Origin of the sequence: Paenibacillus aurantiacus, from assembly GCF_042431225.1 — a bacterium.
GTDB lineage: Bacteria > Bacillota > Bacilli > Paenibacillales > Paenibacillaceae > Paenibacillus_Z > Paenibacillus_Z aurantiacus.
In genome coordinates this window covers 356472-379593 of sequence record NZ_JBHMDO010000003.1, presented here as the reverse complement: position 1 = coordinate 379593, position 23122 = coordinate 356472, and the positions used below count along the sequence as shown (strand labels likewise).

Here is a 23122-nt window from a genome sequence, read left to right as displayed (position 1 = left end):
GCTCTTCGGGCGGGCGTTAAGCAGCGCCGACTTCGCGGAGGCTCCTCATCTGCGCTCTGCACAACTCCCTTAAAGGTGCTGGTCTCGCGTCAAGGGTCAAACCTTGTGTTATACACTCGGCTTGCTGCTTTTGCCGACCAAATTCTCCATGGCGCTCTCGATCGTCGGGTAGCGAAAATCAAAACCGCCCTGCTGAAGCTTGGCAGGCAGGACGCGTTGACCTTGAAGGAGCAGGGACGACATCTCGCCCAGCAGCGTTCGCAGCAGGAAGGCGGGGACCGGGAACCAATGCGGTCTTCGCATCGCTTTGCCGATGGCGCGGCCGAACTGGTCGGTCGTGACGGGCTGGGGCGCGCATGCATTCACCGGGCCTGCGATATCGCGGTTGTCAATGCAAAACAGAAGCACACGGGTCATGTCCTCGATGTGGATCCACGGCATCCACTGCCGACCGCTTCCGACTCTGCCTCCACCGAATAGCCGGTAGGGAAGCGACATAAGCGGGAAGGCGCCACCCCGGTTACCCAGCACGAGGCTGACGCGCACGAGCACGAGCCGTTCTGCGGGGATGGTCCGCGCCGATTCTTCCCACTGTTCGACCACGCTGCCGAGGAAGTCGTTGATGTGCGCGGGACTGCTCTCGTCGAACGTCTTCGTGTCGGACGTGCCGTAGATCGAGATGCCAGAGGCGTTCACGACCGTGGCCGGCTTCTGCCGGAGCGCGCCGACGAGCTTCGCGATACGCGCGGCCGCGTCCGTGCGGGAATTCAAGATTCTTGCCTTGGCCTTGGCGCTCCAACGCTGATTGATCGACTCGCCCGCTAAATTTACGATGCAGTCGGTCCCCTCAAGCAGCGCGGGATTCTGTTCCAATTGCTGCCAAGTCGCGTAATGCAACCGCTCTTGCCCGGTGCGATCCTGCGCGGTCTTGCGGGAGATAATCCACACTTCGTCTCCTCGGGCGAGCAGCGCCGAGACGAGTGCTTGCCCGACGAAGCCGGTTCCCCCGGTTACGGCAATTCTCATGCTATGACTCCTTCCGGCCATCGACCTCGGGCTTGAACGCCCGGGTTAACGTTCTTGTATGCCGGTTAACCAGCGTTCTACGTATTTCTCCCCGCCGGCCTCGATTTCCTTCCTCGTGTAAGTGAACCGCACGGGCGTGCCGTCCGCATGGTCGGAAATCTTGTTTAGTTTCTTTTCGATCGTCTCGTCAATTTGGAACACCGTCGGCACGCCGTTAATATTAATTTCGACCGAATGGGTATCGATTTGTCCCATATAAAGGCCGTTTCCTTTCAACTGACCGGCTGGGAGTGCAACCGTGCTTTTAACTGCAACGCGGGTCGTTGTGTCTGCGTAAGGTTTCTGCTTGGATGCCGAGGCCGAGACCGCCGTCTTCGTGGTCTTGGCCGTGAAGCTCTGGACCTCTTCTGCTACGCCTGAGGCTGGATTTGGCTTGTCCGCAGAGTTGGTGTCCGCAGAGGCGGTTGCCCGCTGCTCAGGTGTTTCTGCTGCAGTCTCGGACTTAGCTCCTGCGGGCGTTGGTTTGAGCGTCGGCTTGAGCATGGCACGATCGGCTGGATCGCCGTATCTGGCACTGGCTGTCAATCCGGAAGCGGGAGGCGCCTCTTCTATTTCCGCTTCTCCGGACTCGGAGCCTAGCACGCTTGCCATCGTGCCTACTGGCGCCAGCGTGGAGGATTGTCCTTCTTCGTTGGAGGTTAATCTAGCGCCGCAGCCAACCGTTGCGACAAGCATGAGGCAGAGCAGAGCGAATATGCCCGCGCGTACTGTTTTTGGTTTTCGTATCCGTTTCATCGTCATCGTCTCCTCCTGATGTACTTATCCTATGTATACCCATTGCGATATCAGTACAACCCTGCCGCTATCGAAGCAAACGGGAGATACGCAGGGAAAACGGGAGGGAAGAGGAGGAAGAGGAGGAAGAGGAGGAAACGGAACCGGTATCGGTATCGGAATCGGGGGAGACCGACGATCAGGGAAGGGTTCAGCCGTTCATGGCTTGAGGCGTTGGGGCGAGCGGAGAATGAACTTATCTTGCAGCAAACCGAGCGGCTTAGCGAAATAACCAGCGGTCGGCCAAGACATATGAGGACAAGCAGGTCCTAGAATCGAGAGATCTAAGCAGCGTATCTAAGCGGCCTATCTGGGGCAGCCCGAGTAATTTCGGCAACAAAAAAATCGCCGCCGGGAAGCCGGAGGCGATTCATGCGTATCGTCACGCTATCGGTTGAACAGATGCTGGTAGGGCTGATAATCGATGCCCCGCTTGTCCAGGAACGAGACTAGACTGCGGTAGTCGCGTTTGGGCGTCGCTTTAATATAGCCAGCGATGCAGTGGCTGCGCGTTACTTCTTGCGCCCCGCTCTCGATGGCGTATTGCGCGATGCTGGCGGCAATGGAGTGCTTCGCGATATCGCGGAACGGTCCCGGGACTGGCTGCACCAGCTCGTCGAGGAACGCCTTGGACTCGTCCGGCCACATGTGGCGGCTGCGATCGACCCAGTAGTTCTGCCAGTCGAGCTTGGACTTGCCGTCTCGCTTCGGCAGCACCTTCAGAAACTTGCGGAACATGAAATATCCGCCGATCGCCATGGCGCCGAGCATGACGAACGCCCAAAATACGATGAAAAACATAAACCAATCCGGAGCATTGCCCATTCGAGTCGTTCACCTCATTAACAATATGTTACGTTAGCCGCTTCGCACGGCGCGGGACTTTGCGTTCGATGATTCTTTGACGGCGCGGGTTCTCCGATCGAAAGCCGCGTACGCTGCTGCGTCGACCTTGTTAGGTTGGGAGAGCATGTCCGAGGCCGCGCGCCCATTTTGCATGCATCCATTATAAGCCACCTTCGAAGTCAGCCGCAACCGCAAACAGCTGACATTACCAGCGCCCGGACGCCTAGATTTATTTATCCGTTCCCTGTAAAATAAGTGGATACGCGTTCTACTATGAAAGGGGCGAATATCATTGCTCAAAATCGGATCTCATGTATCGTTTTCGGACAAGGGCTTGCTCACGGCGACCAAGGAAGCTGTTTCTTACGGTTCCAGCTCGTTCATGATTTACACGGGCGCTCCGCAGAACACGCGGCGCAAGCCGATTGAAGATTTATATATCGAAGAAGGCAAAGCCGCCATGGCGAAAGCCGGCATCGACGAGATCGTCGTCCATGCGCCGTACATTATCAACCTCGGCTCCTACAAGGAAGATACGTTCGACCTCGCGGTCAACTTCCTGCAGGAAGAGATTCGCCGCACCGAGAAGATCGGCGTGCGTAACATCGTGCTTCACCCGGGGGCGTATACGGACAAGGACGCGGAATACGGCATTGCCCGTATCGCCGAGGGCTTGAACCTCGTCCTTGAAGGAACGAAGGAAACGAGCGTCAACATCGCGCTCGAGACGATGGCGGGCAAAGGGACGGAGATCGGCCGCAGCTTCGAGGAGATCGCGGCGATTATTGACAAGGTGCAGGCTAACGAACGACTGACCGTCTGCATGGATACCTGTCACATGCACGACGCGGGCTATGATTTGAACGATGACCTGGACGGCGTGCTGGAGCAGTTCGACAAGATCGTCGGCTTGAACCGCGTCGCCGTCGTGCACGTCAATGACAGCAAAAATCCGCGCGGCGCCGGCAAAGACCGCCATGCTCCGGTCGGCGCGGGCTGGCTTGGATTCGATACGATCCGCAGCATCGTTCATCACGACGCGCTCAAGGGCCGCCCGTTCATTCTCGAGACGCCTTGGATCGGACAGAACGACAAGACGGTTCGTCCCATGTACGAAGCGGAGATCGCGCTGCTTCGCGGCGATGCGGAGAATCGTTTCGGGGGCGAATTTTTCGAGGACGTGGAGCGCCTGGCGTTCTTCTTCAATAAGCAGGACATCGATCGGCGCGCGTTCGTGCTGTCGACGTGGGACGTGCTCAAGTCGGACGCGAAAGCGCGCAAGGCCGATCCGCGCGAGCCGATGGACAGGCTGTTCGATCTGGTCCAGGAGCACCGGGTGCTGCCCGAGCTTTCCGAAGAAGCGGTCAACCACCGCATTACGGCATGGTTTGCAGGCAAAGCGCTGCTCGTGAACGTCTAAGGCGTTTCGGGAGACGAGCCGCAGCCTGACGGCATTAACGTTTTATACAGCGAATCAATCGTTCAATGGGGAAGGAAGAAGTTGTTTTTATGTCAAACACGAATCAAGCCAAACATCCTTCGCAGCGGCCGGTCAACGCGAACCGCGCGCGCATGCTGATCTCCTGTCCGGACCGTCCGGGCATCGTGGCGGCCGTCTCGCAGTTTCTGTACGAGCATGGCGCCAATATCGTGCAATCCGATCAATATTCGATGGATCCGGGGGGCGGCATGTTCTTCATCCGCTTCGAATTCGATCTGGCGGATTTGGAGAAACAGCTGCCGGTGCTTCAGGAGGATTTCACCCGCGTCGCCGACCGTTTCGAGATGAAATGGCACACGTTCCGCGCAAGCCGCCGGAAGCGCCTGGCGATTTTCGTCTCCAAGGAAGACCATTGCCTGCTCGAGCTGCTGTGGCAGTGGCAGGCGGGCGATCTGGACGCGGATATCTCGATGGTCATCAGCAATCATCCGGACATGCGCGAGCTGGTCGAATCGTTCGGCATTCCGTATTTGCACATTCCGGTGACGGCGGACACGAAGGTGGAAGCGGAGAAGCAGCAGCTTGAAGCGGTCGCCGGCAAAGCCGATCTGATCGTGCTGGCTCGCTACATGCAGATCATCACGCCGAAGTTCATCGAACAGTTCCCGAACCGGATCATCAACATTCACCACTCCTTCCTGCCGGCGTTCGTCGGCGGCAAGCCGTATCAGCAGGCGTATCAGCGGGGCGTCAAGATCATCGGCGCGACTGCGCACTACGTGACGGAGGAGCTGGACGGCGGGCCGATCATCGAGCAGGACGTGCAGCGCGTCAGCCACCGGGATAACGTCGAGGATCTCAAGCGGATCGGGCGGACGATCGAACGCGTCGTGCTCGCGCGCGGCGTGAAGTGGCACGTGGAAGACCGCATTCTCGTGCATCAGAACAAGACGGTTGTCTTTAACTAAATCGGCATATACTAGGGCGTCGGCGATAAGCCGGCGCTTTTGCTTTGTGCGGATATCCTCGGCGCGATGGTTGTGAAAGCAGGTGTGAAAGATTCATAAGGGCTTCATGCTCTCTTCATCAACTCTTCATGAAATCTGCCGGAGCAGGATGGTATCATTTAGGTACAAAATCGTACGATATTTGGCGTGAATGCGGGAATCCTTCGGTTTTTATGGGGGAATCTTGCAATCGGCTGCTTGCGTGCGAGCATTTTGTCGCTTTACGGTTTAAAAGATGGAAATAGCCGGGGCGTAGTGGTACAATATTTCAAAGCCAGTGCGCGAAAAGCGCTATAGAGAAGAGAGAACAATTAACGGAAGCAAGGAATAGGAGGAGTTTTCTGTCATGACAGTCACGCAAAAATCGATCGACCAGCTTTCTATCGACACGATCCGCACCCTCGCGATCGATGCCATCGAGAAAGCGAATTCCGGACATCCGGGTATGCCGATGGGCGCAGCGCCTATGGGCTATCAGCTGTTCGCAAAAAGCATGAGACATAATCCCGCTAACCCAAGCTGGATCAACCGCGATCGCTTCGTGCTCTCCGCGGGCCATGGCTCGATGCTGCTGTACAGCCTGCTTCACCTGAGCGGCTACGATCTTCCGATCGAAGAGCTTCACAATTTCCGCCAATGGGGATCGAAGACGCCGGGCCATCCGGAGTTCGGTCACACAGCGGGTGTAGACGCAACGACAGGTCCGCTCGGCCAAGGCGTAGCCATGGCGGTCGGTATGGCTATGGCAGAGACGCAGCTCGGCGCGACATATAACAAAGACAACTTCAACGTTATCGACCACTTCACATATGCAATCTGTGGCGACGGCGATCTGATGGAAGGCGTGGCAAGCGAAGCGGCTTCGCTCGCGGCACACCTGAAGCTCGGCAAGCTGGTCGTTCTGTATGATTCCAATGATATTACACTCGACGGCGAGGCAAACCTGTCGTTCTCCGAGAACGTGCAAGGCCGCTTCGAAGCTTACGGCTGGCAAGTCATCCGCGTCGAAGACGGCAACGATCTGGACGCGCTCGCCAAAGCGGTAGCAGTTGCGCAAGCAGACCTGTCCCGCCCAACGCTGATCGAGGTTAAGACGGTCATCGGCTACGGCAGCCCGAACAAAGGCGGTAAAGGCGGACATGCCGGTCCTCACGGTTCCCCGCTCGGCGCCGAAGAGACGAAGCTGACGAAGCAATTCTACGCGTGGGAGCACGAAGAAGCGTTCACGGTGCCTGCTCAAGTTCGCGAACATTTCGCCGCTGTCAAAGCTAATGGCGAACAAGCGAACGCAGCATGGGATGCGCTTTTCGCTTCCTACAAAGAAGCTCACCCAGCGCTTGCGGCTCAATTCGAAGCTGCTGTGAACAATCAGCTGCCTGAAGGCTGGGACCGCGATCTACCGGTCTACACGACGGAAGACAAACCGGTCTCGACGCGCGTCGCTTCCGGCAACGCGCTCAATGGCCTTGCGAAGAACGTGCCGAACCTCGTAGGCGGCTCCGCTGACCTCGAGAGCTCCACAATGACGCACCTGAAAGGCCTTCCGGTCTACAAACCGGGCAACTACGACGGCCGCAACATCTACTTCGGCGTACGCGAATTCGGCATGGCCGCAGCGATGAACGGCATCAGCCTGCACGGCGGTCTGCGCATCTACGGCGCGACGTTCTTCGTCTTCACGGATTACCTCCGTCCGGCGGTTCGTCTGTCCGCGCTGATGAAGCAACCTGTCGTGTACGTGCTGACGCATGACTCCATCGCGGTTGGCGAAGACGGCCCTACCCATGAGCCGATCGAGCAGCTGGCATCGCTTCGCATCATTCCGGATGTAACGGTTCTTCGTCCGGCCGACGCGAACGAGACTTCGGCGGCATGGGCATTCGCGCTCGAGAATCAATCGAAGCCGGTAGCGCTTGTCCTGACGCGTCAGAACCTGCCGATCCTCGAAGGTACGAACACGAACGCGCGCGAAGGCATCAAGAAAGGCGCTTACGTTGTATCCGAAGCAGCTGGCGACGTGCAAGCGCAAATTATCGCGACGGGTTCCGAGGTACAATTGGCGGTTGCCGCTCAGAAGGCGCTCGCTGCGGAAGGCATCCACGTTCGCGTTATCAGCATGCCAAGCTGGGATCTGTTCGAAGCGCAGCCGCAATCCTACAAGGATTCGGTTATCCTGCCTGAGGTTAAAGCCCGTCTCGCGGTTGAGATGGCTTCGCCGTTCGGCTGGGAGCGCTATGTAGGCGACAAAGGCGCAATCCTTGGCATCAACACGTTCGGCGCTTCGGCACCGGGCAACAAAGTCATCGCAGAGTACGGCTTTACGGTAGAGAACGTCGTCAGCAAAGTCAAAGGCTTGCTGTAATCGAATTTTCGCCTAACCCGCACCAGGTTGTTCATAGCGGGGCTGGCGCCGTCTTCGGGCGGTTTCCAGTCCCGTTTTTTAACATATAGGATCGTATAAGTTTCATGCTTACACTTCGGCCTCTATGTCTTCGGAACGTAACGCGCATCGCCGCCAGTAGACGGCGATAGCCGTTTCGCCTTGCAACTAGAATTCTTCCGCGCAGGAAAGCTTTAGATGATTAAAGCAATCATTCGATTCGACGTTATGAAGGAGCTGTCAACAGACCATGTCCCAATTCGAGAACGTTACCGCAGTGAAGAAAGCCAATATCTATTTCGACGGCAAAGTAACGAGCCGCACGGTCGTTTTCCCGGACGGCACGAAGAAAACGCTGGGCATCATGCTGCCGGGCGAATATGAGTTCGGTACGGACACGAAAGAAATCATGGAAATTCTCGCGGGCGAGCTGAAAGTGCTGCTGCCAGGCGACTCCGAGTGGATCACGATCTCCGGCGAAGGCGAATTCACCGTGCCGGCGAACGCGAAGTTCAAACTTCAAATCGAGACGGTTACCGACTACTGCTGCTCGTACATTCAAGAATAGGCCGTCACAAGGCGAAACGGCAAACGCCGTCTTTTGCGGCGAGGCGCGTTTCGTATGACAAAAGGCTGCTTCCCCCCTCGCGACCGGCAACGATGCGAGATGATGGAAACAGCCTTTTTGACAAGGATTTTGCGGCGAGAGGTTAATCCGCTGTTGTGCCTTGCTGGTTAATGTAGTCTTCCAGCTGAAGACGCTGGTAAGGTGCCAGTCCCGCGAGCAGGCAGCCGTAACGGAATTCGGCGCCGATCGGTTCGATGCGGATAATGCGGCCCGTAACCGGAGGCAGCTGAGAAGCTTGCGGGAAGTGGATCACGATGAACATGTCCCGCTCAAGCGGATGACTGCTCGCGATTTGGACGCCGCGGTCCGACAGATCGATCAGGGTGCCGTCGATCAATTGGCCGGAGAACGAACCTTCTTGCTCCCATTGGTAGACAGACAGCTTGAGCGGAATGTGAAGCGACAGCCGCTCGCTTCGTCGGCGATCCGACTTGTCCTCGAATTCAGGGGCGGAAGGTTGCGACGGAGCATTCGTCTCATCAGGAGCGGCGCCAGGGCCGCTGAACCGCTTGTTCGTCCACTCTTCGTAGCAGTTCACGAGCGCAGCCATATCCAGGTGGCCGAGTCCCATCGATTCGCCGACCTGGAACACGCTCTTGACCGCTTCAAGAACCGGCGTCGGCGTGCGTAGGCTGTCTGACAAAGCGGAAGAGAGACGCAGATCCTTTAGCATGAGCGCCAGCGAGAATTGCACGCTGAAGTCCCGGTCGAGCAGCTTCGGCGTCTTCAACTCCGCGAAACGGCTGTTCGCGGCGCCTGCTTGGACCAGGTCGAGGAAAGCCGCTGCGTCGATGCCGCCGTTGGAAGCAATGGCGAGTCCTTCCGCGAAGGCGGCAGCGTGAATGCCGACCATCGTGTTATGGGCTAGCTTGGCGGTTTGGCCGCTGCCGCTCGGACCCATATAAATGATTTTGCGAGCCATGGCCATGATGACGTCATAGGTCTGGGCGAGAATGCGCTCGTCGCCGCCGACCATGAACACGAGCGTGCCGCTCTCAGCCGCAGGTTTGCTGCCGGTAACGGGCGCATCGAGGAAGTCGCTGGATTTCGCGGCGATATCTGCGTACAGCTGCTTGGCGAGCGAAGGCGAAATCGTGCTGCTGTCCATGACGATGGTGCCCGGCATAAGGGAGGCGATAATGCCATCCGTGCCATAATAAACATCGCGGATCGAGTCGTCGTTGCTCACCATCGTAATGACGAGCTCGCTTCCATTGACGGCCTGAGCCGGTGTGTCTGCGACCTCGGCGCCAAGCGCGATCAGTTCGTCCGCTTTGCCCGGCGTGCGGTTATAGACCGTCACGACGTAACCTTTGCGAAGCAGGTTCGCCGCCATGGGCGCGCCCATGACGCCAAGGCCGATAAAGCCGATTTTGTTCATCGTATCTCATCTCCCAGAACGCGTTAGTCATACTTTCCCCATCTTACCACAAACGGTGTCGAAAACGGTAAGCAGGGCGGTGTTTGCTTGTTTTCGGCGGGGAAATCCATTATTCTTAGGTTGCTGTTTTCAGATGGGGACGAGCAGGTTGGTTCCGTCGTTATAAAGGAAAAAGCGGATCTCGCAAGTGAGGTTTTGCACTGATGTGCCGCGGCGCGAGTGCGTATACTTGCAGAACGAAGTCAGTTTTGTTACGAAGCGATCCAAGGGAGCTTATGCTCCACAAAACTAAGCTGATGCTTAGGAAGCGAGTTATTGCTCACTGCTTTCGCAGTAGGCAAAGCCTCGCAATAACTAAGCGGATGCTTCCGAAGCGAGTTTTTGTCGCGAAGAAGAATCGAGGGAGCTTATGCTCCACAAAACTAAGCCTATGCTTACGAAGCGAGTTATTGCTCCTGCTGGAACGCAGGGGCAAAGCCTCGCAATAACTAAGCGGATGCTTCCGAAGTCAGTTTTGTTACGAAGCAGATTCAAGGTTGTATCCCTCACAAAACATTTAGGAGGATTCATCATGTCCAAAGCCGTTAAATTCGACTATAGCAAAGCGCTGGCCTTCCTTGGCCAACACGAAGTGGATTATTTCGCTGAGCAGGTGCGCGTTGCGCATGAGCAATTACATAACGGTACAGGCGCCGGTTCCGATTACCTCGGCTGGATCGACCTGCCGCACAACTACGACAAAGAAGAGTTCGCGCGTATCCAACAATCGGCGAAGAAAATCCAATCCGACTCCGAAGTGCTTGTCGTCATCGGTATCGGCGGTTCGTACCTCGGCGCTCGCGCGGCGATTGAAGCGCTCTCGCACTCGTTCTACAACATTTTGCCGAACGGTCGACGCAAAACGCCTCAAGTGCTATTCGCCGGCAACAACATCAGCTCGACGTACGTAAATCACCTGCTGCAGGTGCTCGAAGGCCGCGACTGGTCGATCAACGTCATCTCCAAATCCGGCACGACGACCGAGCCGGCGCTGGCGTTCCGCGTGTTCCGCGAGGCGCTGGAAGCCAAATACGGCAAAGAAGAATCCCGCAAACGCATCTACGCGACGACGGACCAAGCGAAGGGCGCGCTCAAGAAGCTGGCAACCGAAGAAGGCTACGAGTCCTTCATCATTCCAGATGACGTAGGCGGCCGTTACTCCGTGCTGACCGCGGTAGGCCTGTTGCCGATCGCCGTAGCCGGGATCGACATCGAGTCGATGATGAAAGGCGCAGCCGACGCGGCAACGGAGTACAGCAACCCAAACCTGGCGGAGAACGAGGCGTACCAATACGCGGCGGCGCGTAACGCCCTGTACCGCAAAGGCAAAGTTACAGAGATCCTCGTCAACTACGAGCCGTCCCTGCACTTCGTCTCCGAGTGGTGGAAGCAGCTGTTCGGCGAGAGCGAAGGCAAAGACTACAAAGGCATCTACCCGGCTTCCGTAGACTTCTCGACGGACCTGCACTCGATGGGCCAATTCATCCAAGAGGGCAACCGGAATATTTTCGAGACGGTTATCCAAGTGGAGAACGTAGCCGAGCAAATCACGATCGGCCATGACGCCGACGATCTGGACGGCTTGAACTACCTGACGGGCAAGACGATGGACTTCGTCAATAAGAAAGCATTCGAAGGTACGCTGCTTGCGCACACGGACGGCCAAGTGCCGAACTTCATCGTGAACATCAAAGACCTGACGCCGTACACGTTCGGCTACCTCGTCTACTTCTTCGAGAAAGCATGCGGCATCAGCGGCTACCTGCTCGGCGTTAACCCGTTCGACCAACCGGGCGTCGAGGCGTACAAGCGCAACATGTTCGCGCTGCTCGGCAAACCGGGCTTCGAGAAGGAGAAAGCGGAGCTGGAAGCGCGTCTGTAGGCGAAGAGCGAAACGATTGGCGCATGCAGCAAGGAGCGTGAGAGCAGCATGTTGAACCGATACAAGACGCTGCGGAAGCAAGCGCAGAAGGAAATCGTCATCAAGAAATCCCGTTTTATCGGCTACGGCAAACCGGTCGAGACTGAAGAAGAAGCGATCGCGTTCATCGAGGAGATCAAGAAGCTCAACTGGAATGCGACGCATAACTGCTCCGCGTACATGATCGGCGAGCGCGACGAGATTCAGAAGCAATCCGACGACGGGGAACCGAGCGGCACGGCGGGCAAGCCGATTCTGGAAGTCATCAAGAACCAGGGGCTGAAGAACGTTGTCATCGTCGTGACCCGATATTTCGGCGGCATTATGCTCGGCGCGGGCGGCCTCATTCGGGCGTATACCGACGGGGCAGTGGCCGCGACGGAAGCAGCCGAAGCGATCACGCAGGTACTGCATCGCGAAGTAATCGTCGATGTCGACTACACGTGGTACGGGAAGCTGGAGAACGAGCTGCACGGGAGGGGCGTTCGCGTCGGAGGGACGGAATTTACCGACCGCGTCGTCGTGACATGCCTCCCCGAGGCGCCGGAGGCAGAGCGGTTCGCAGCGTGGATGACGGATTTGACGCAAGGGCAGGCGATCATTACGATCGGCGAAGAGCGGTATTTCATTGATGGCGAATAAGGATTCGGCTAACTATATTTCGTTAGCGATCGACCCTCGGCAAGGACGGAGACGTTCAAGCCGGGGGTTTTTCACATGCCGAATTTGCCTGTACGCCGGATAAAGGACTGGCTTAAGATGGAAGAATAAGTGACATTGTACGACGGGGAATTGGGCTGTTTTGCACTCACCTTGCACCAATTATCAGCAATCGCTATAAACTGCATCAGATTCGTTGATTTCAGGATTGACGGAACATCCTTTATTCGGCTAAAATAAATCAATACCTAGTAAGTTAATAGGAATTGAGAGATCGCATCCCGCCATTCCACGAGGAAAGCGTCAGGAGGTAAGCCGGTTTGAACATTAGGTTTCGCAGCCGATGGTGGAGCTTCGGATTCCGGTCCGCAATCATGCTCTACTTCATCCTGCTCATCGTTTTGCCGATTCTCGGCATCTATACCCAGTCGTTCAAGCTGGGCTGGACGCCATTCTGGGAAAGCATCAGCGACCCGCTTGCATGGAAAGCCGTGCTGCTTACCCTCAAGCTCGCCATTATTGCGACCGTTATTAATATATTTCTGGGCACGATGATCGGGTGGGTGCTGATTCGTTACCGGTTCCCAGGACGACGGCTGCTGAACAGCCTCGTCGATCTGCCATTCGCACTCCCGACCGCCGTCGGCGGTCTCATGATATTGCTATTGCTCGGCCCGAACAGTCTCGTAGGCGCCTTTACCTCGGGATTTGGCTTCGACATCGTATTCCACGAACCCGCGATCGTCGTCGCCATGGTGTTCGTGACCTTCCCGTTCGTCATCCGCGCGGTGCAGCCGCTGCTGGAAGAGATGGACAAGTCGGAGGAGGAAGCGGCGTATACGCTCGGCGCATCCAAGTCGCACACGTTTTTCAAGGTGATTTTCCCGTCGATGCTGCCTGGCATATCGAGCGGAGCGATGCTCGCCTTCTCCCGCGCGCTTGCGGAGTTCGGCGCGGTCGTGCTTGTCGCGGGCAACATTCCGGGCAAGACGCTGATCGCGTCGGTGTACATTTTCGGCGAAATCGAGAGCGACAATCCGCAAGGAGCGGCAGCCGTCTCGGTCATGCTGTTGACGCTGTCGTTCCTCATTCTCTGGGCCGTTAACCTTGTGCAGACAAGGAGGCTCGGCAAATGAAAAAGATTTGGATTCCGCTAACGTATCTTGTTTTTATCGTGCTGCTCATCATTCCGATTCTCAAAATTTTCACGGGCTCCTGGGCCGAAGGCTGGAGCGGGTTCGTGGAGGCGCTGACGCGTAAGCAATCGCTGCATGCGCTCATGATGACCGGCATTATCGTCGTCGTCGTCACCGTATTGAACACGGTTTTCGGCGTTATGCTGGCGCTCTATCTCGTCCGGGCGACTTGGCTTGGCCGAAGGATTAAGAACTTGCTCAACAGTTTGGTCGACCTGCCGTACGCGGTATCGCCGGTTATCGGGGGCCTAATGATCGTCCTGATCCTCGGGCCGAATACGGCGCTCGGCGCGTTCTTCGAGGATATCGGGTTCAAAATCGTATACGCGCTGCCGGGCATGATTCTGGCGACGCTGTTCGTCACCTTCCCGCTGATGGTGCGCGAAGTCATGCCGGTGCTGCAGGAGATCGGCGCGCAGCAGGAGGAAGCGGCTTCGACGCTCGGAGCTTACTCGTGGTACACCTTCTGGCACGTCACGTGGCCATCGATCCGCTGGGGCGTCATTTATGGCGTCGTGCTGACGGTCGCTCGTTCGCTGGGCGAATTCGGCGCGGTGCTGGTCGTATCGGGCAATATTATGAATAAGACGCAGACGGCGACAACGCTCGTCTATCAAGATGTAGAGAACTTCAACGTCGTGGCGGCCAACGGAGTAGCGCTCGTGCTGGCGGCATTCTCGGTCGGCTTGCTGCTGCTGATGGAATGGGCGAAGAAAAGAAAGGAAGTGCATTAGACGATGCATATCGAGGTGCGCGGGTTAAACAAGCAATTCGGCGATTTTCATGCGGTGCGCGATGTCAGCTTCGAGATCGCCAAAGGCCATCTTATCGGCTTGCTCGGTCCTTCCGGGGGCGGCAAGACGTCCATTCTTCGCATGCTGGCGGGGCTGGAGAGCCCGACGTCGGGCGATATCATTTTCCACGGCAAACGCGTGAACGATCTGCCGCCGCAGGAGCGCGGCATCGGGTTCGTCTTCCAGAACTACGCGCTGTTCAAGCATATGACGGTATTCGATAACGTCGCGTTCGGCCTGAAAGTCAAGAAGCAATCAAAGGATCAAATCCGCGAGCGCGTCATGCAGCTGATCGAGCTGACGGGGCTGAAGGGCTTCGAGCATCGTTACCCGCACCAGCTCTCCGGCGGCCAGCGTCAACGTGTCGCGTTCGCCCGCGCCCTCGCGCCTGAGCCGCAGCTGCTGCTGCTCGACGAGCCGTTCGCGGCGATCGACGCGAAGATTCGCACCGAGCTGCGCACGTGGCTGAAAGAGATGATCGAGCGCGTCGGCATCACGTCAATCTTCGTGACGCACGACCAGGACGAGGCGATCGAAGTCGCGGACGAAATCATGATCATCAATAAAGGGCGGCTGGAGCAGAAGGGGTCGCCTTGGGATATTTACAAGAGCCCGCAAACCCAGTTTGTCGCCAGCTTCATCGGCGAGTCGACGATGGTCGAACAGGTAGAGCGGCTGCGCGGCTTCGAGGATGCGGCGAACTGGCCGGGGACGCAGGCGCTTATCCGTCCGGAATATATCGAGATCGGCAAGCGTCATGAGTTCCGCATTCCGTCTGCGACCGTTGCGGGTAAAGTGAAGCATCTGCACTTCCGCGGCAGCGAATGGATGGTCGAAGTCGAGGTCGGCGACATCAAGCTGATCACATATCGTTCCTTGGAGAAGGACGTTCTGCAGCCGGGCGAAGAGGTCCATGTCCTCATTCATCGCGCTTATCTGTTCAACGACAACGACACGTGGATTATGGAGAACAAGCTGAAGGAAGATCCGATGCCGGTGCATATTTGATTCGAACCTTTTAATAGAAAGCGTTGTGTGCACGATGAGACCTACCCTGACCAAAGGATGGAGAATGCTCGGCATCGCGCTCGCGGCGGCGGCATTGCTCGTGTCGTCCGCCTGCAGCGGGGGGAACGAGCCGGCGGCCGAGGGCGACACCCAGCCGAAAGGCGACGTGACGCTTGTGATCGGCGCGTATTCGGTCGCGAAAGACGCCTTCGCGGAGCTGCTGCCGAAGTTTCAGGCGAAGTGGCAAGCGGAGACAGGGCAGAAGCTGGTGTTCCAAGAGTCGTACGAGGCGTCCGGTACGCAGGCGCGGGCGATCGCAGGCGGCTTCGAGGCGGACGTCGCGGTGCTCGCCATGGAGAGCGACATCGACAAGATTCAGAAAGCCGGCTTCATTACCCACGACTGGCGCCAAGCGCCGAACGCTGGCATGATTACGAACTCGATCGTCGTGATGGGCACGCGGGATGGCAATCCGAAGGGCATCCGCGACTGGGACGATTTAACGAAAGACGGGATCAAGGTGCTGTATCCGAATCCGAAGACGTCCGGCGGCGCGCAATGGGACATCAACGCGATATACGGCGCAGGACTGATAAAGTCGGAGGAGGAGACCGGAACGAAGGACCCGGAATACGCCAAGGCGTTCCTGGAGCAAATTCACGCGAATGTGGAATCGCTTGATAAGAGCGGACGCGCGTCGATGGCCGCTTTCGAATACGGCGTAGGCGACGTTATCGTCACGTACGAGAACGAGCTGCTGGCGCGGCTGAAGCAGGGCGTGAAATATTCGATTGTCGTGCCCGAATCGACGATTCTGATCGAGAATCCGGCTGCGGTGGTCGACGTCAATGTCGACAAGCACGGGACACGCGAGGTGGCGCAAGCTTTCGTCGATTACATGCACGGCGAGGAAGCGCAGCGCGTTTTCGCGGAATACGGGTTCCGGCCGGTGAACGAGACTGTCGCGAAGGAAATCGCGGGCAAGTTCGAGACGCCGCCGAAACTGTTCGATATTAGCTACCTCGGGGGCTGGCCGGAAGTGCGCGAGAAGCTGTATTCGCCCAAAGGCATCTGGTATCAGGTACTGGCGGGGCTGTAATGCAAGCGTGATGCGCTAAGGCCCAATCAAAGGACGTAACCCGGAGCGTGATTGCAAGGCTGTCAGGTTAAACGCGTCGGGACGGGTGAAAGAGCGGCCGTTGGCAGACAGCATGGACCGTGATTGCGGAAAGGAAGCCGAGTTTGCGCGGCAGTTATCAAGAACCGTTTATCCTGACCAAGGGGACAGGGTGAGCGGTTCTTTGTTCGTGTAGGCGTGCAGCTGCGCGGTGTCGAATCTTCGACAAGTCTGTCCGCTGTCCGGCGCGCTTGCATGCCCCAGCATTCACCGAATTCTCAACTTCCGATTCAACTAAGTGTGCCGTAAAATGGTAGACATGCCATACACAAGAAACGGAATCGGGGGAACCTGTGTTGAACGACGGTTACGGCAATCGCCTGCAGAAGGTGCTTACTTATATCGAGGCGAATTTGCAGTCGGCGATCAGTCTGGACGAGCTGGCCGACGTGTCTCATTTCTCCAAATATCACTTCGTGCGGCTGTTCTCCGCGCTGCAAGGTCAGGCGCCGATGGCTTATGTCACGGAGAGACGGCTGCTCCGCGCGCTCGAGTATTTGAGCACGACCGATAGAACGATGCTTGATATCGCCTCCTTATGCGGATTCGGCTCGCTCACGCGCTTCAACGCCGCGTTCAAGAAGCGGTATGAAGCGACGCCTAGCCAGATGCGGCAGAAGCTGAAGCAACCGAGCAATATACAGCCGGCCGCGAGCAACATCCGGGAAGAGTCGCCTCCAGCCGCAGGATATGATGGACATAGCAATAACCATCATAGTTTTCTGAGGAGAGTGTGGGGCATGAATATCGAAGTTGTGGAGCTGCCGAGCTATAGCGTGGCATACGTTACTCATGTGGGCAGTTACCTGGACACGTACAAAGCATGGGGGACGCTCGGCGTATGGGCGGAGCGGCACCGGATTTTTCCGCCGGAGCAGCAATTTATGGGAATATCGTTGGATGATCCAAGCGTAACCGACGAGTATGCGTGCCGATACTTGGCTTGCGTCACCGTACCGGATGCGATTCGGCTGGCAGGCTGCGGCGATCCCCAGGTGGCGTTCCAGACGCTGCCGGGCGGCTTGTATGCCCGGTACAAGTTCTACGATACGATCGACAAATTCGCGTTTGCCTATCAGAGCGTATACGGCGGATGGCTGCCGAATAGCGAATACGAGCCGGACGACCGGCATGCGCTCGAATTTTGCATGAACAATCCGGCCACCGATCCGGAAGGGAAGACGAAGGTCGATCTGTACGTGCCGATTCGGCGAATGGGCGGCTAAGCCGTACAGTTTAACTAAAGCGGATATTTACATACCGTGCGCCTCGGACATCGATTACACTGAGTCTAAATTCAATACGAGACGGAAGTGGTGCGCATGGATAAAAAATTAAAGCTGCTGTTCACTCCCGAGGTTCTGAGAGAAGCGGCGGGACGTTTCGGGATTCGCCCGGATTCGCTGCGCGATTTGAACGGTTTTCAAAATTTCGTGTATGCCGGCATGGCGGGTGACCGTGAAATCATTCTTCGCCTCGCGCCGCAGGCGCATCGGGATGAAGCGGCCGTGCGGGCTGAATTGGAGTTCGTCGCATATTTGTCGGAGGCGGGCTTGCCTGTGCCAAGGCCGATCCCGTCCGTAACGGGCGAAGAGGTTCATCTGGTTCAAGATGGTTTTGTCGTGACCGCTTTCGAGAAGGTGCCGGGCCGGCATGTCCGCATCGCCGAAGAATCCAACCTGTTCTACGAAAATTTAGGTCGATTGGTAGGACGAGTTCATCAGCTGTCGCGCCGCTATTCGCCTCGCCAGCCTCGGCGGTACGAGTGGCACGAGAACGCGTTTTTGACCACGTTTACTACCTACTGCCCGTCACCGCTGCACGATCCGCTCGACCGCATCCTAAAGGGAGTGAGCCGGCTTCCTCAAGAGCATGATGGGTATGGCCTTATTCACGGCGATGTTAGCAGCGGCAATTATTTGAATGACGGGGGTTCATCCTATCTGATCGATTTCGATCAGGCGGAATACAGCTGGTACGTGTCGGATATCGCGACGCCGCTCTTTTACGAGATTCCGATCCCGTGGGTCGTTGGCGACGAGCTGCGGAAGGAGATTACGAAGCGGTTTTTCGTCAACTATCTGAACGGCTACAGTGCCGTAAACGCCGTGCCCGATTCGTGGTTAAAGCTAATCCCGCTGTTCTTAGAACTTAAGCAAGCGATCGTGTTGTCCGCGCTCTATCGCAGCCGGGATTTCCAAGCTTCCGATTGGAGCGAATGGGACGAGCAAGCGCGGCGTTTCTTCTACAACAACATGTTGAATAACACGCCTTATATTGACTTGGATTTTGCGCGGCTATAGACGGACGTCGCTGGCGAGAATTGACTAGCATTGTGCCACAGATGGGTTTGGTATGTTCGCTGGCAGGGTGGTAATATAAAACCAGATAAGTCCTGCTAGACGTAGTACATTCCCATAGAGAAGAATGTGATCCCAGTGGCTCAAGCTCAGATACGGGCGCGAACGCAAGGACTGCTGAATAAGCATTTGACCGGTAACTCGATGGACTACCGGAAAGTCTTCGCCCTCTTTCTTCCGATATTGATCGATCAGGCTTTTATTATCGGCTTCAACGTGATGAACACCGCCATGATCAGCTCGGCGGGGGTGGCCGCGGTCAGTGCGGTGAGCACGGTGGATTCGCTTAATATATTCCTGATCAACGTGTTCGTCGCGGTCGCTACGGGCGGGACGGTCGTCGTCGCGCAGTATAAGGGCAGCCGCAATGATGCGATGGTGTCCAAAGCAGCAAGCGCCAGCATCGCCTCTGTCGCGATACTTGCCTTGGGCATCGGCATCGTCGTGATGGCGCTGCATGGTCCGCTGCTCATGCTGTTCCTTGGATCGGCGTCGCCTGATGTGCTGTCCCATTCGAAGGTGTACTTGGTCGGCAGCTGCGCCTCTTTCCTCGGCATCGGCGTCGTCCAGGCGGTCAGCGGCGTCATGCGCGGCATCGGGCGGTCGCGCGTATCGCTTGCCCTGTCGCTGATCATGAACGTGCTGTACGTGCTGCTCAATCTCGTATTCATTGCCCTGCTCGATATGGGGGTGCTTGGCATGACGATCGCGGTCAACATTGCCAGGTACGCGGCGGCCATCTGCGCGCTGTGGTACATCATCCGGATGGACGTGTCGCTCCATCTGCGACTGACGGCGCTGCTTCATGTCCCGTGGTCGATGCTGAAGAAGATTTTGACGATCGGCCTGCCTTTCGCGGCCGAGCAGATGTTCTTCAACGGCGGCAAAATGCTAACCCAGGTGTTCATCGTCAGCTTGGGCACGCACGCAATCGCCACGAATGCGATCGGCGGGACGATCGCCATGCTGTATCAAATTCCGGCGGTGGCGCTCTCCATCACGCTCGTAACGGTGGTCGGCCAGTGTATCGGCGCGCGGGACGTCGAGGATGCCCGCATGTTCATTCGCGCGTTCCTTTGGCTGGGGTCCTGGTCGTTCGTGCTCACGACGGCGATTCTGCTGCCGCTGTTCCATCCGCTCGTCGCGCTATTCCAACCGCCAGCCGACATTGTGGACGATCTGTTCTGGGTGCTGATGATTAACGCAATCGCGCAAATCCCGCTGTGGGCGATCAGCTTTATCCTGCCTGCAGGCTTGCGGGCGGCGGGCGATTCGCGCTTCACGTCGATCACGTCGATGCTGACGATGTGGCTGTTCCGCATCGTGCTAGGCTATGTGCTCGGCATTACGCTCGGCATGGGCATCATCGGCGTCTGGATCGCGATGAACTGCGAATGGGGCGTGCGAGGCGCGCTGTTCCTTTGGCGGTACCGGGGGAGCAAGTGGTATGCGCATAAATTGGTGTGACGGTGCTTTGCAGAAGGCCGCGGTATCGGTAGCGAGCAGCCAAAATGATCATAGGAATAACGAATCGCAAGCAGCCGGTCTGAAGCTGGCTGTTTTTTTGTTTCCCGATAGCCGGAAAACAAGCAGGAATTCGATTCCTTCGTTTTGAAAGGAATGGGGTGGAAGAAGCTGGTTAAGGGAAAGGGGACGCACGATTCACGTGGTCAACGATCATTTTCGCCGTCTAAACGATTATGCGCGTCAAGTACAAGCCGATATCGGCGCTACCGCCGCGGCCGTCTATATCATCCAGCGCGGCCGGGTCGTGAACGAATGGTATGCCGGCACGCACGACGAGTCGCCAAATTCGCGCCGGGTGGATGCCAAGTCTCAATTCAACGTCGCGTCCGTTCGCAAAACGTATCTGGCGCTGGCCATTAGCTTATTGATCGAGCACGGGGCCATTCGGGACATCGACGACGAAATCGGCGCCTACCTGCCGGAATATGCTTCTGCCGCCAAAGGGGTGACGCTTCGTCATCTGCTCACCCACTCCCATGGTCTGAACGAGGCAGAGGGGCGATTGATTCGCGAATTTCCCGCCGGAGAAGGCTGGGCTTACCGAAACATTGGCATTACGATGCTCATTCGGCTCGTCCATGCGTTGTCGGGCTTGCACCTTAGCGCTTTTATGCAAAAGCATGTCTTCGATCGTTACGGACTCCGCGAGACGGGATGGAGAACCGCGCCCGAGGCGGATTTGATTTACAATTACTATCGCGACCCCGATACATGGGTGGGGCCCAACGACCGCGACACCGGGGAGCAGAGCAATTTGTTCGTCAGCGCGCGGGATTTGGCCAAGTGGGGTTATTTGCACCTCAAAGCAGGATGGTTCAATGGCGAGCAGCAGATCCCTGGGGCTGTGTTCGAACGTGTCGTGATGCCCATTACGCCGTCATCCGTTCCCCCTGGCGAGCCGAGGCACGGGTTCATCTGGTGGCTGCCCAGCAATTCGCCGCTCGGACAAATCGGCAAGCTATTGCCCGCCAGCTCGTATCAAATGCTCGGCATTACGGGCTGTGCTTGCTTGGTGGTGCCGGACTATGACGCGATCGTCGTCCGGATGTATAACCAATTAAGCAATCCGCATGGGTATGATTATTTGCGCGATATTCGGGAATTCGGCAATTTGGCAGACGAAGGATTGAAGGCGTTAGCGGCTAACGGGATGAGTTGTTAAGCTGCGTAATGAACGCGGCCGCGATGAATTGAATGCGCGCAAAGGCGGTATGATTATCATCGAAAGAAGGCGGAGATCGCGAATGTTTGACGTGCTGGAACGAGCCATCGATGAAACGGCGGACGGATGGTTTCGAATTGAACGCGCCGTAACGGAAGGCGATAATATGGTGCTCACGATCGCGTTGTATCAAGATGTCTGGGGCAATCTTGTTCGAACGCAGAAGCATTGGGAGCTGGACTGCGTCGGCGTGCAAAAGATGAGGTTGTGCCTTATGGACGAATTTCGATATATCGAAATCCTGGATGACCATCCTGCCCTGTTCAACTATACGAAGCCGCTGTTCGATGTGTCGGTGCCGCGGTCGGTATATACGAACGCCGAGATGACCGGGAAGTTCATCGAGGGCATTCAAGGCCTGCTGGAGCCTTACTTCGCCGGCGATTTCATTGCCGACTTCGTTCCGGATTATCGGGAACCGCTGCAGCCTGGCGAAGAAGACGACTACATCCAGCTCATTCAGGGACCGCAAGAGATCGTCGATATCGTGAAGCGGGTGTATGCTCCGTATGCCGATCTGCTGCGCATCGTGAACGCCTGCCGTTACTACTCGGATACGGGTAAGGAGCGTCTGATGAAAATGGGCACGTGTCATGTGATCGCCGCGGATTTTACGTTGAGGACGACAGATTAGCCTTTACTTGGTAGGTGCTCTGGCGAAGAGCTTAGGGTTCATATCAGAGACGAGATTGTCAAAAAGCGCAGCAGGCTCATGCCTGCTGCGCTTTGTTATACCTTGCTGTCCGCTCCTAGACCTGCGCCGGATTCAGCACGAACTTCTCGATGACCTGCGCCACGCCGTCCTCGTTGTTGGAAGCGGTGACGTAGTCGGCGATCTCCTTCAGCTTCGGCAGCGCGTTGCCCATCGCCACGCCAAGGCCCGCGACTTCGATCATCTCGTGGTCGTTCCACGAGTCGCCGATTGCGATGACCTCGTCCAGCGTGCAGCCGATATGCTCGGCCATGAAAGTGATGGCGTGGCCTTTGGTGCCCTCTTTATGGGTGAACTCCAAGTAGTGCGGTTTGGATTTCGTAATGTGAACGCGGTCGCCGATGATCGGCGCGAGCTTGGCCGCGACTTCGTCGAGGTAGTCGGGATCGTCGATGATGAGCATTTTGGTCGAAGGCTGATCCAGCAGCTTGTCGTAATCCGGCTCGACGACGAACGGGATTTTGGAGAGCGCGGAATAGCGGCGAGCCTTCTCGTTGTCTTCCTGCACGATCAGCTCGTCGTTGATGTACAGCTGCAGGTGCAGGTTGTGCTCCTTGCAGAACGCGAACAGTTCCTTCGCTGCGTCCTTCGGCACGCTGCGCTCGTAGAGCACCTGCTCGTCGAACAGCGTCTTGACCAGCGACCCCTGATAGGTGATGATCGGCACGTTCAGCTCGACCTGAGCCGCGATTTTCTTCGCCGACGGGAACATGCGCCCGGTCGCGAGCGTAACGAACACGCCTTGCGCGGCCGCTGCTTTCAGCGCCGATTTGGTCGCTTCGGTGACGATCAGTTCGTCGGACAGCAGCGTATCATCAATGTCGATGGCGATCAGTTTGTAAGGCATGGTTGCTTCCGCTCCTTTGGTTGTCTATGTTTGCCTTTGATTGTAGCCCAAATCGAAGGGGGGAACAAGATTTATTCACCGTTTCGCCACGGTTGACGCGGGTCTCGCCGCTTGCT

General features: G+C 57.0%; 20 protein-coding genes. 15 read left to right on the top strand and 5 right to left on the bottom strand.

The genetic code is table 11. The annotated features are described in order from the left end of the window. Positions 1 to 108: 108 nt before the first annotated feature. The 3 genes from ACFFSY_RS02575 to ACFFSY_RS02565 form a co-directional block, all read right to left on the bottom strand. On the bottom strand, positions 109 to 1026 hold the full coding sequence (locus ACFFSY_RS02575; protein ID WP_377489420.1) for a TIGR01777 family oxidoreductase: 918 nt from the start codon (positions 1024 to 1026) through the stop codon (positions 109 to 111). A 45-nt stretch (positions 1027 to 1071) separates the two neighbouring features. Continuing rightward, positions 1072 to 1827 (bottom strand): LytA/YqiH family protein, encoded by a 756-nt coding sequence (locus ACFFSY_RS02570; RefSeq protein ID WP_377489417.1) that lies wholly within the window; start codon positions 1825 to 1827, stop codon positions 1072 to 1074. Between the two features lie 420 nt (positions 1828 to 2247). Continuing rightward, positions 2248 to 2685 carry a DUF2621 domain-containing protein gene (locus ACFFSY_RS02565; RefSeq protein ID WP_377489414.1) on the bottom strand — a complete coding sequence of 146 codons (438 nt, stop codon included), beginning with the start codon at positions 2683 to 2685 and terminating at the stop codon, positions 2248 to 2250. Positions 2686 to 2998: 313 nt separating this feature from the next. Between ACFFSY_RS02565 and ACFFSY_RS02560 the strand changes: the two genes are divergently transcribed. The 4 genes from ACFFSY_RS02560 to ppnP all read left to right on the top strand — a co-directional run bounded on the left by ACFFSY_RS02560 (position 2999) and on the right by ppnP (position 8102). Beyond that, positions 2999 to 4126, top strand: coding sequence for a deoxyribonuclease IV (locus ACFFSY_RS02560; protein ID WP_377489411.1), 1128 nt, complete (start codon positions 2999 to 3001; stop codon positions 4124 to 4126). 89 nt (positions 4127 to 4215) lie between these two features. After that, a complete protein-coding gene (purU, locus tag ACFFSY_RS02555; protein ID WP_377489408.1) occupies positions 4216 to 5115 on the top strand; it encodes a formyltetrahydrofolate deformylase in 900 nt (299 codons plus the stop codon). Between the two features lie 385 nt (positions 5116 to 5500). Further along, a complete protein-coding gene (gene tkt / locus ACFFSY_RS02550; RefSeq protein ID WP_377489405.1) occupies positions 5501 to 7516 on the top strand; it encodes a transketolase in 2016 nt (671 codons plus the stop codon). Positions 7517 to 7784: 268 nt separating this feature from the next. Continuing rightward, positions 7785 to 8102: a pyrimidine/purine nucleoside phosphorylase gene (gene ppnP / locus ACFFSY_RS02545; protein ID WP_377489402.1), complete on the top strand. Its 318-nt coding sequence runs from the start codon at positions 7785 to 7787 to the stop codon at positions 8100 to 8102. 142 nt (positions 8103 to 8244) lie between these two features. Here the strand turns inward: ppnP and ACFFSY_RS02540 are convergent, their stop codons facing one another. Then, on the bottom strand, positions 8245 to 9543 hold the full coding sequence (locus tag ACFFSY_RS02540; protein WP_377489399.1) for an NAD(P)-binding domain-containing protein: 1299 nt from the start codon (positions 9541 to 9543) through the stop codon (positions 8245 to 8247). Between the two features lie 571 nt (positions 9544 to 10114). On the opposite strand from ACFFSY_RS02540, the gene ACFFSY_RS02535 reads away from it, so the two are divergent. From ACFFSY_RS02535 to ACFFSY_RS02485, 11 genes are all read left to right on the top strand, one after another. Beyond that, complete coding sequence (locus ACFFSY_RS02535) at positions 10115 to 11464, top strand: glucose-6-phosphate isomerase (RefSeq protein WP_377489396.1); 1350 nt, start codon at positions 10115 to 10117, stop codon at positions 11462 to 11464. A gap of 48 nt (positions 11465 to 11512) precedes the next feature. Next, the gene (locus ACFFSY_RS02530) at positions 11513 to 12145 is read left to right on the top strand and encodes a YigZ family protein (protein WP_377489393.1); all 633 of its coding nucleotides are present in this window, start codon (positions 11513 to 11515) and stop codon (positions 12143 to 12145) included. 392 nt (positions 12146 to 12537) lie between these two features. Beyond that, the gene (gene cysT / locus ACFFSY_RS02525; RefSeq protein ID WP_377489702.1) at positions 12538 to 13299 is read left to right on the top strand and encodes a sulfate ABC transporter permease subunit CysT; all 762 of its coding nucleotides are present in this window, start codon (positions 12538 to 12540) and stop codon (positions 13297 to 13299) included. Next, complete coding sequence (locus tag ACFFSY_RS02520; RefSeq protein WP_377489390.1) at positions 13296 to 14093, top strand: sulfate ABC transporter permease subunit; 798 nt, start codon at positions 13296 to 13298, stop codon at positions 14091 to 14093. Before cysT ends, ACFFSY_RS02520 begins: the two co-directional genes overlap by 4 nt. A 3-nt stretch (positions 14094 to 14096) precedes the next feature. Next, positions 14097 to 15161, top strand: coding sequence for a sulfate/molybdate ABC transporter ATP-binding protein (locus ACFFSY_RS02515; protein WP_377489387.1), 1065 nt, complete (start codon positions 14097 to 14099; stop codon positions 15159 to 15161). Positions 15162 to 15195: 34 nt separating this feature from the next. After that, positions 15196 to 16260: a sulfate ABC transporter substrate-binding protein gene (locus tag ACFFSY_RS02510; protein WP_377489384.1), complete on the top strand. Its 1065-nt coding sequence runs from the start codon at positions 15196 to 15198 to the stop codon at positions 16258 to 16260. Between the two features lie 374 nt (positions 16261 to 16634). Next, on the top strand, positions 16635 to 17564 hold the full coding sequence (locus ACFFSY_RS02505) for an AraC family transcriptional regulator (protein WP_377489381.1): 930 nt from the start codon (positions 16635 to 16637) through the stop codon (positions 17562 to 17564). Positions 17565 to 17660: 96 nt separating this feature from the next. Continuing rightward, positions 17661 to 18641: a phosphotransferase enzyme family protein gene (locus ACFFSY_RS02500; protein ID WP_377489378.1), complete on the top strand. Its 981-nt coding sequence runs from the start codon at positions 17661 to 17663 to the stop codon at positions 18639 to 18641. 135 nt (positions 18642 to 18776) lie between these two features. Then, the gene (locus ACFFSY_RS02495; RefSeq protein WP_377489375.1) at positions 18777 to 20165 is read left to right on the top strand and encodes an MATE family efflux transporter; all 1389 of its coding nucleotides are present in this window, start codon (positions 18777 to 18779) and stop codon (positions 20163 to 20165) included. A 199-nt stretch (positions 20166 to 20364) separates the two neighbouring features. Continuing rightward, entirely contained in the window at positions 20365 to 21387 is a 1023-nt protein-coding gene (locus ACFFSY_RS02490; RefSeq protein ID WP_377489372.1) for a serine hydrolase domain-containing protein, read from the top strand. Positions 21388 to 21469: 82 nt separating this feature from the next. After that, positions 21470 to 22081, top strand: coding sequence for a hypothetical protein (locus tag ACFFSY_RS02485; RefSeq protein WP_377489369.1), 612 nt, complete (start codon positions 21470 to 21472; stop codon positions 22079 to 22081). Between the two features lie 115 nt (positions 22082 to 22196). Here ACFFSY_RS02485 and ACFFSY_RS02480 read toward each other — a convergent pair whose 3' ends face one another. Next, positions 22197 to 23006: a Cof-type HAD-IIB family hydrolase gene (locus ACFFSY_RS02480; RefSeq protein WP_377489366.1), complete on the bottom strand. Its 810-nt coding sequence runs from the start codon at positions 23004 to 23006 to the stop codon at positions 22197 to 22199. Positions 23007 to 23122 lie beyond the last annotated feature (116 nt).

What these genes read in the sequence shown, in the direction of transcription:
- ACFFSY_RS02575 (WP_377489420.1), bottom strand. Translation starts at nt 1,026, where the DNA reads ATGAGAATTGCCGTAACCGGGGGAACCGGCTTCGTCGGGCAAGCACTC.
- ACFFSY_RS02570 (WP_377489417.1), bottom strand. Translation starts at nt 1,827, where the DNA reads ATGACGATGAAACGGATACGAAAACCAAAAACAGTACGCGCGGGCATA.
- ACFFSY_RS02565 (WP_377489414.1), bottom strand. Translation starts at nt 2,685, where the DNA reads ATGGGCAATGCTCCGGATTGGTTTATGTTTTTCATCGTATTTTGGGCG.
- purU (WP_377489408.1), top strand. Translation starts at nt 4,216, where the DNA reads ATGTCAAACACGAATCAAGCCAAACATCCTTCGCAGCGGCCGGTCAAC.
- tkt (WP_377489405.1), top strand. Translation starts at nt 5,501, where the DNA reads ATGACAGTCACGCAAAAATCGATCGACCAGCTTTCTATCGACACGATC.
- ppnP (WP_377489402.1), top strand. Translation starts at nt 7,785, where the DNA reads ATGTCCCAATTCGAGAACGTTACCGCAGTGAAGAAAGCCAATATCTAT.
- ACFFSY_RS02540 (WP_377489399.1), bottom strand. Translation starts at nt 9,543, where the DNA reads ATGAACAAAATCGGCTTTATCGGCCTTGGCGTCATGGGCGCGCCCATG.
- ACFFSY_RS02535 (WP_377489396.1), top strand. Translation starts at nt 10,115, where the DNA reads ATGTCCAAAGCCGTTAAATTCGACTATAGCAAAGCGCTGGCCTTCCTT.
- ACFFSY_RS02530 (WP_377489393.1), top strand. Translation starts at nt 11,513, where the DNA reads ATGTTGAACCGATACAAGACGCTGCGGAAGCAAGCGCAGAAGGAAATC.
- cysT (WP_377489702.1), top strand. Translation starts at nt 12,538, where the DNA reads ATGCTCTACTTCATCCTGCTCATCGTTTTGCCGATTCTCGGCATCTAT.
- ACFFSY_RS02520 (WP_377489390.1), top strand. Translation starts at nt 13,296, where the DNA reads ATGAAAAAGATTTGGATTCCGCTAACGTATCTTGTTTTTATCGTGCTG.
- ACFFSY_RS02515 (WP_377489387.1), top strand. Translation starts at nt 14,097, where the DNA reads ATGCATATCGAGGTGCGCGGGTTAAACAAGCAATTCGGCGATTTTCAT.
- ACFFSY_RS02510 (WP_377489384.1), top strand. Translation starts at nt 15,196, where the DNA reads ATGAGACCTACCCTGACCAAAGGATGGAGAATGCTCGGCATCGCGCTC.
- ACFFSY_RS02500 (WP_377489378.1), top strand. Translation starts at nt 17,661, where the DNA reads ATGGATAAAAAATTAAAGCTGCTGTTCACTCCCGAGGTTCTGAGAGAA.
- ACFFSY_RS02485 (WP_377489369.1), top strand. Translation starts at nt 21,470, where the DNA reads ATGTTTGACGTGCTGGAACGAGCCATCGATGAAACGGCGGACGGATGG.
- ACFFSY_RS02480 (WP_377489366.1), bottom strand. Translation starts at nt 23,006, where the DNA reads ATGCCTTACAAACTGATCGCCATCGACATTGATGATACGCTGCTGTCC.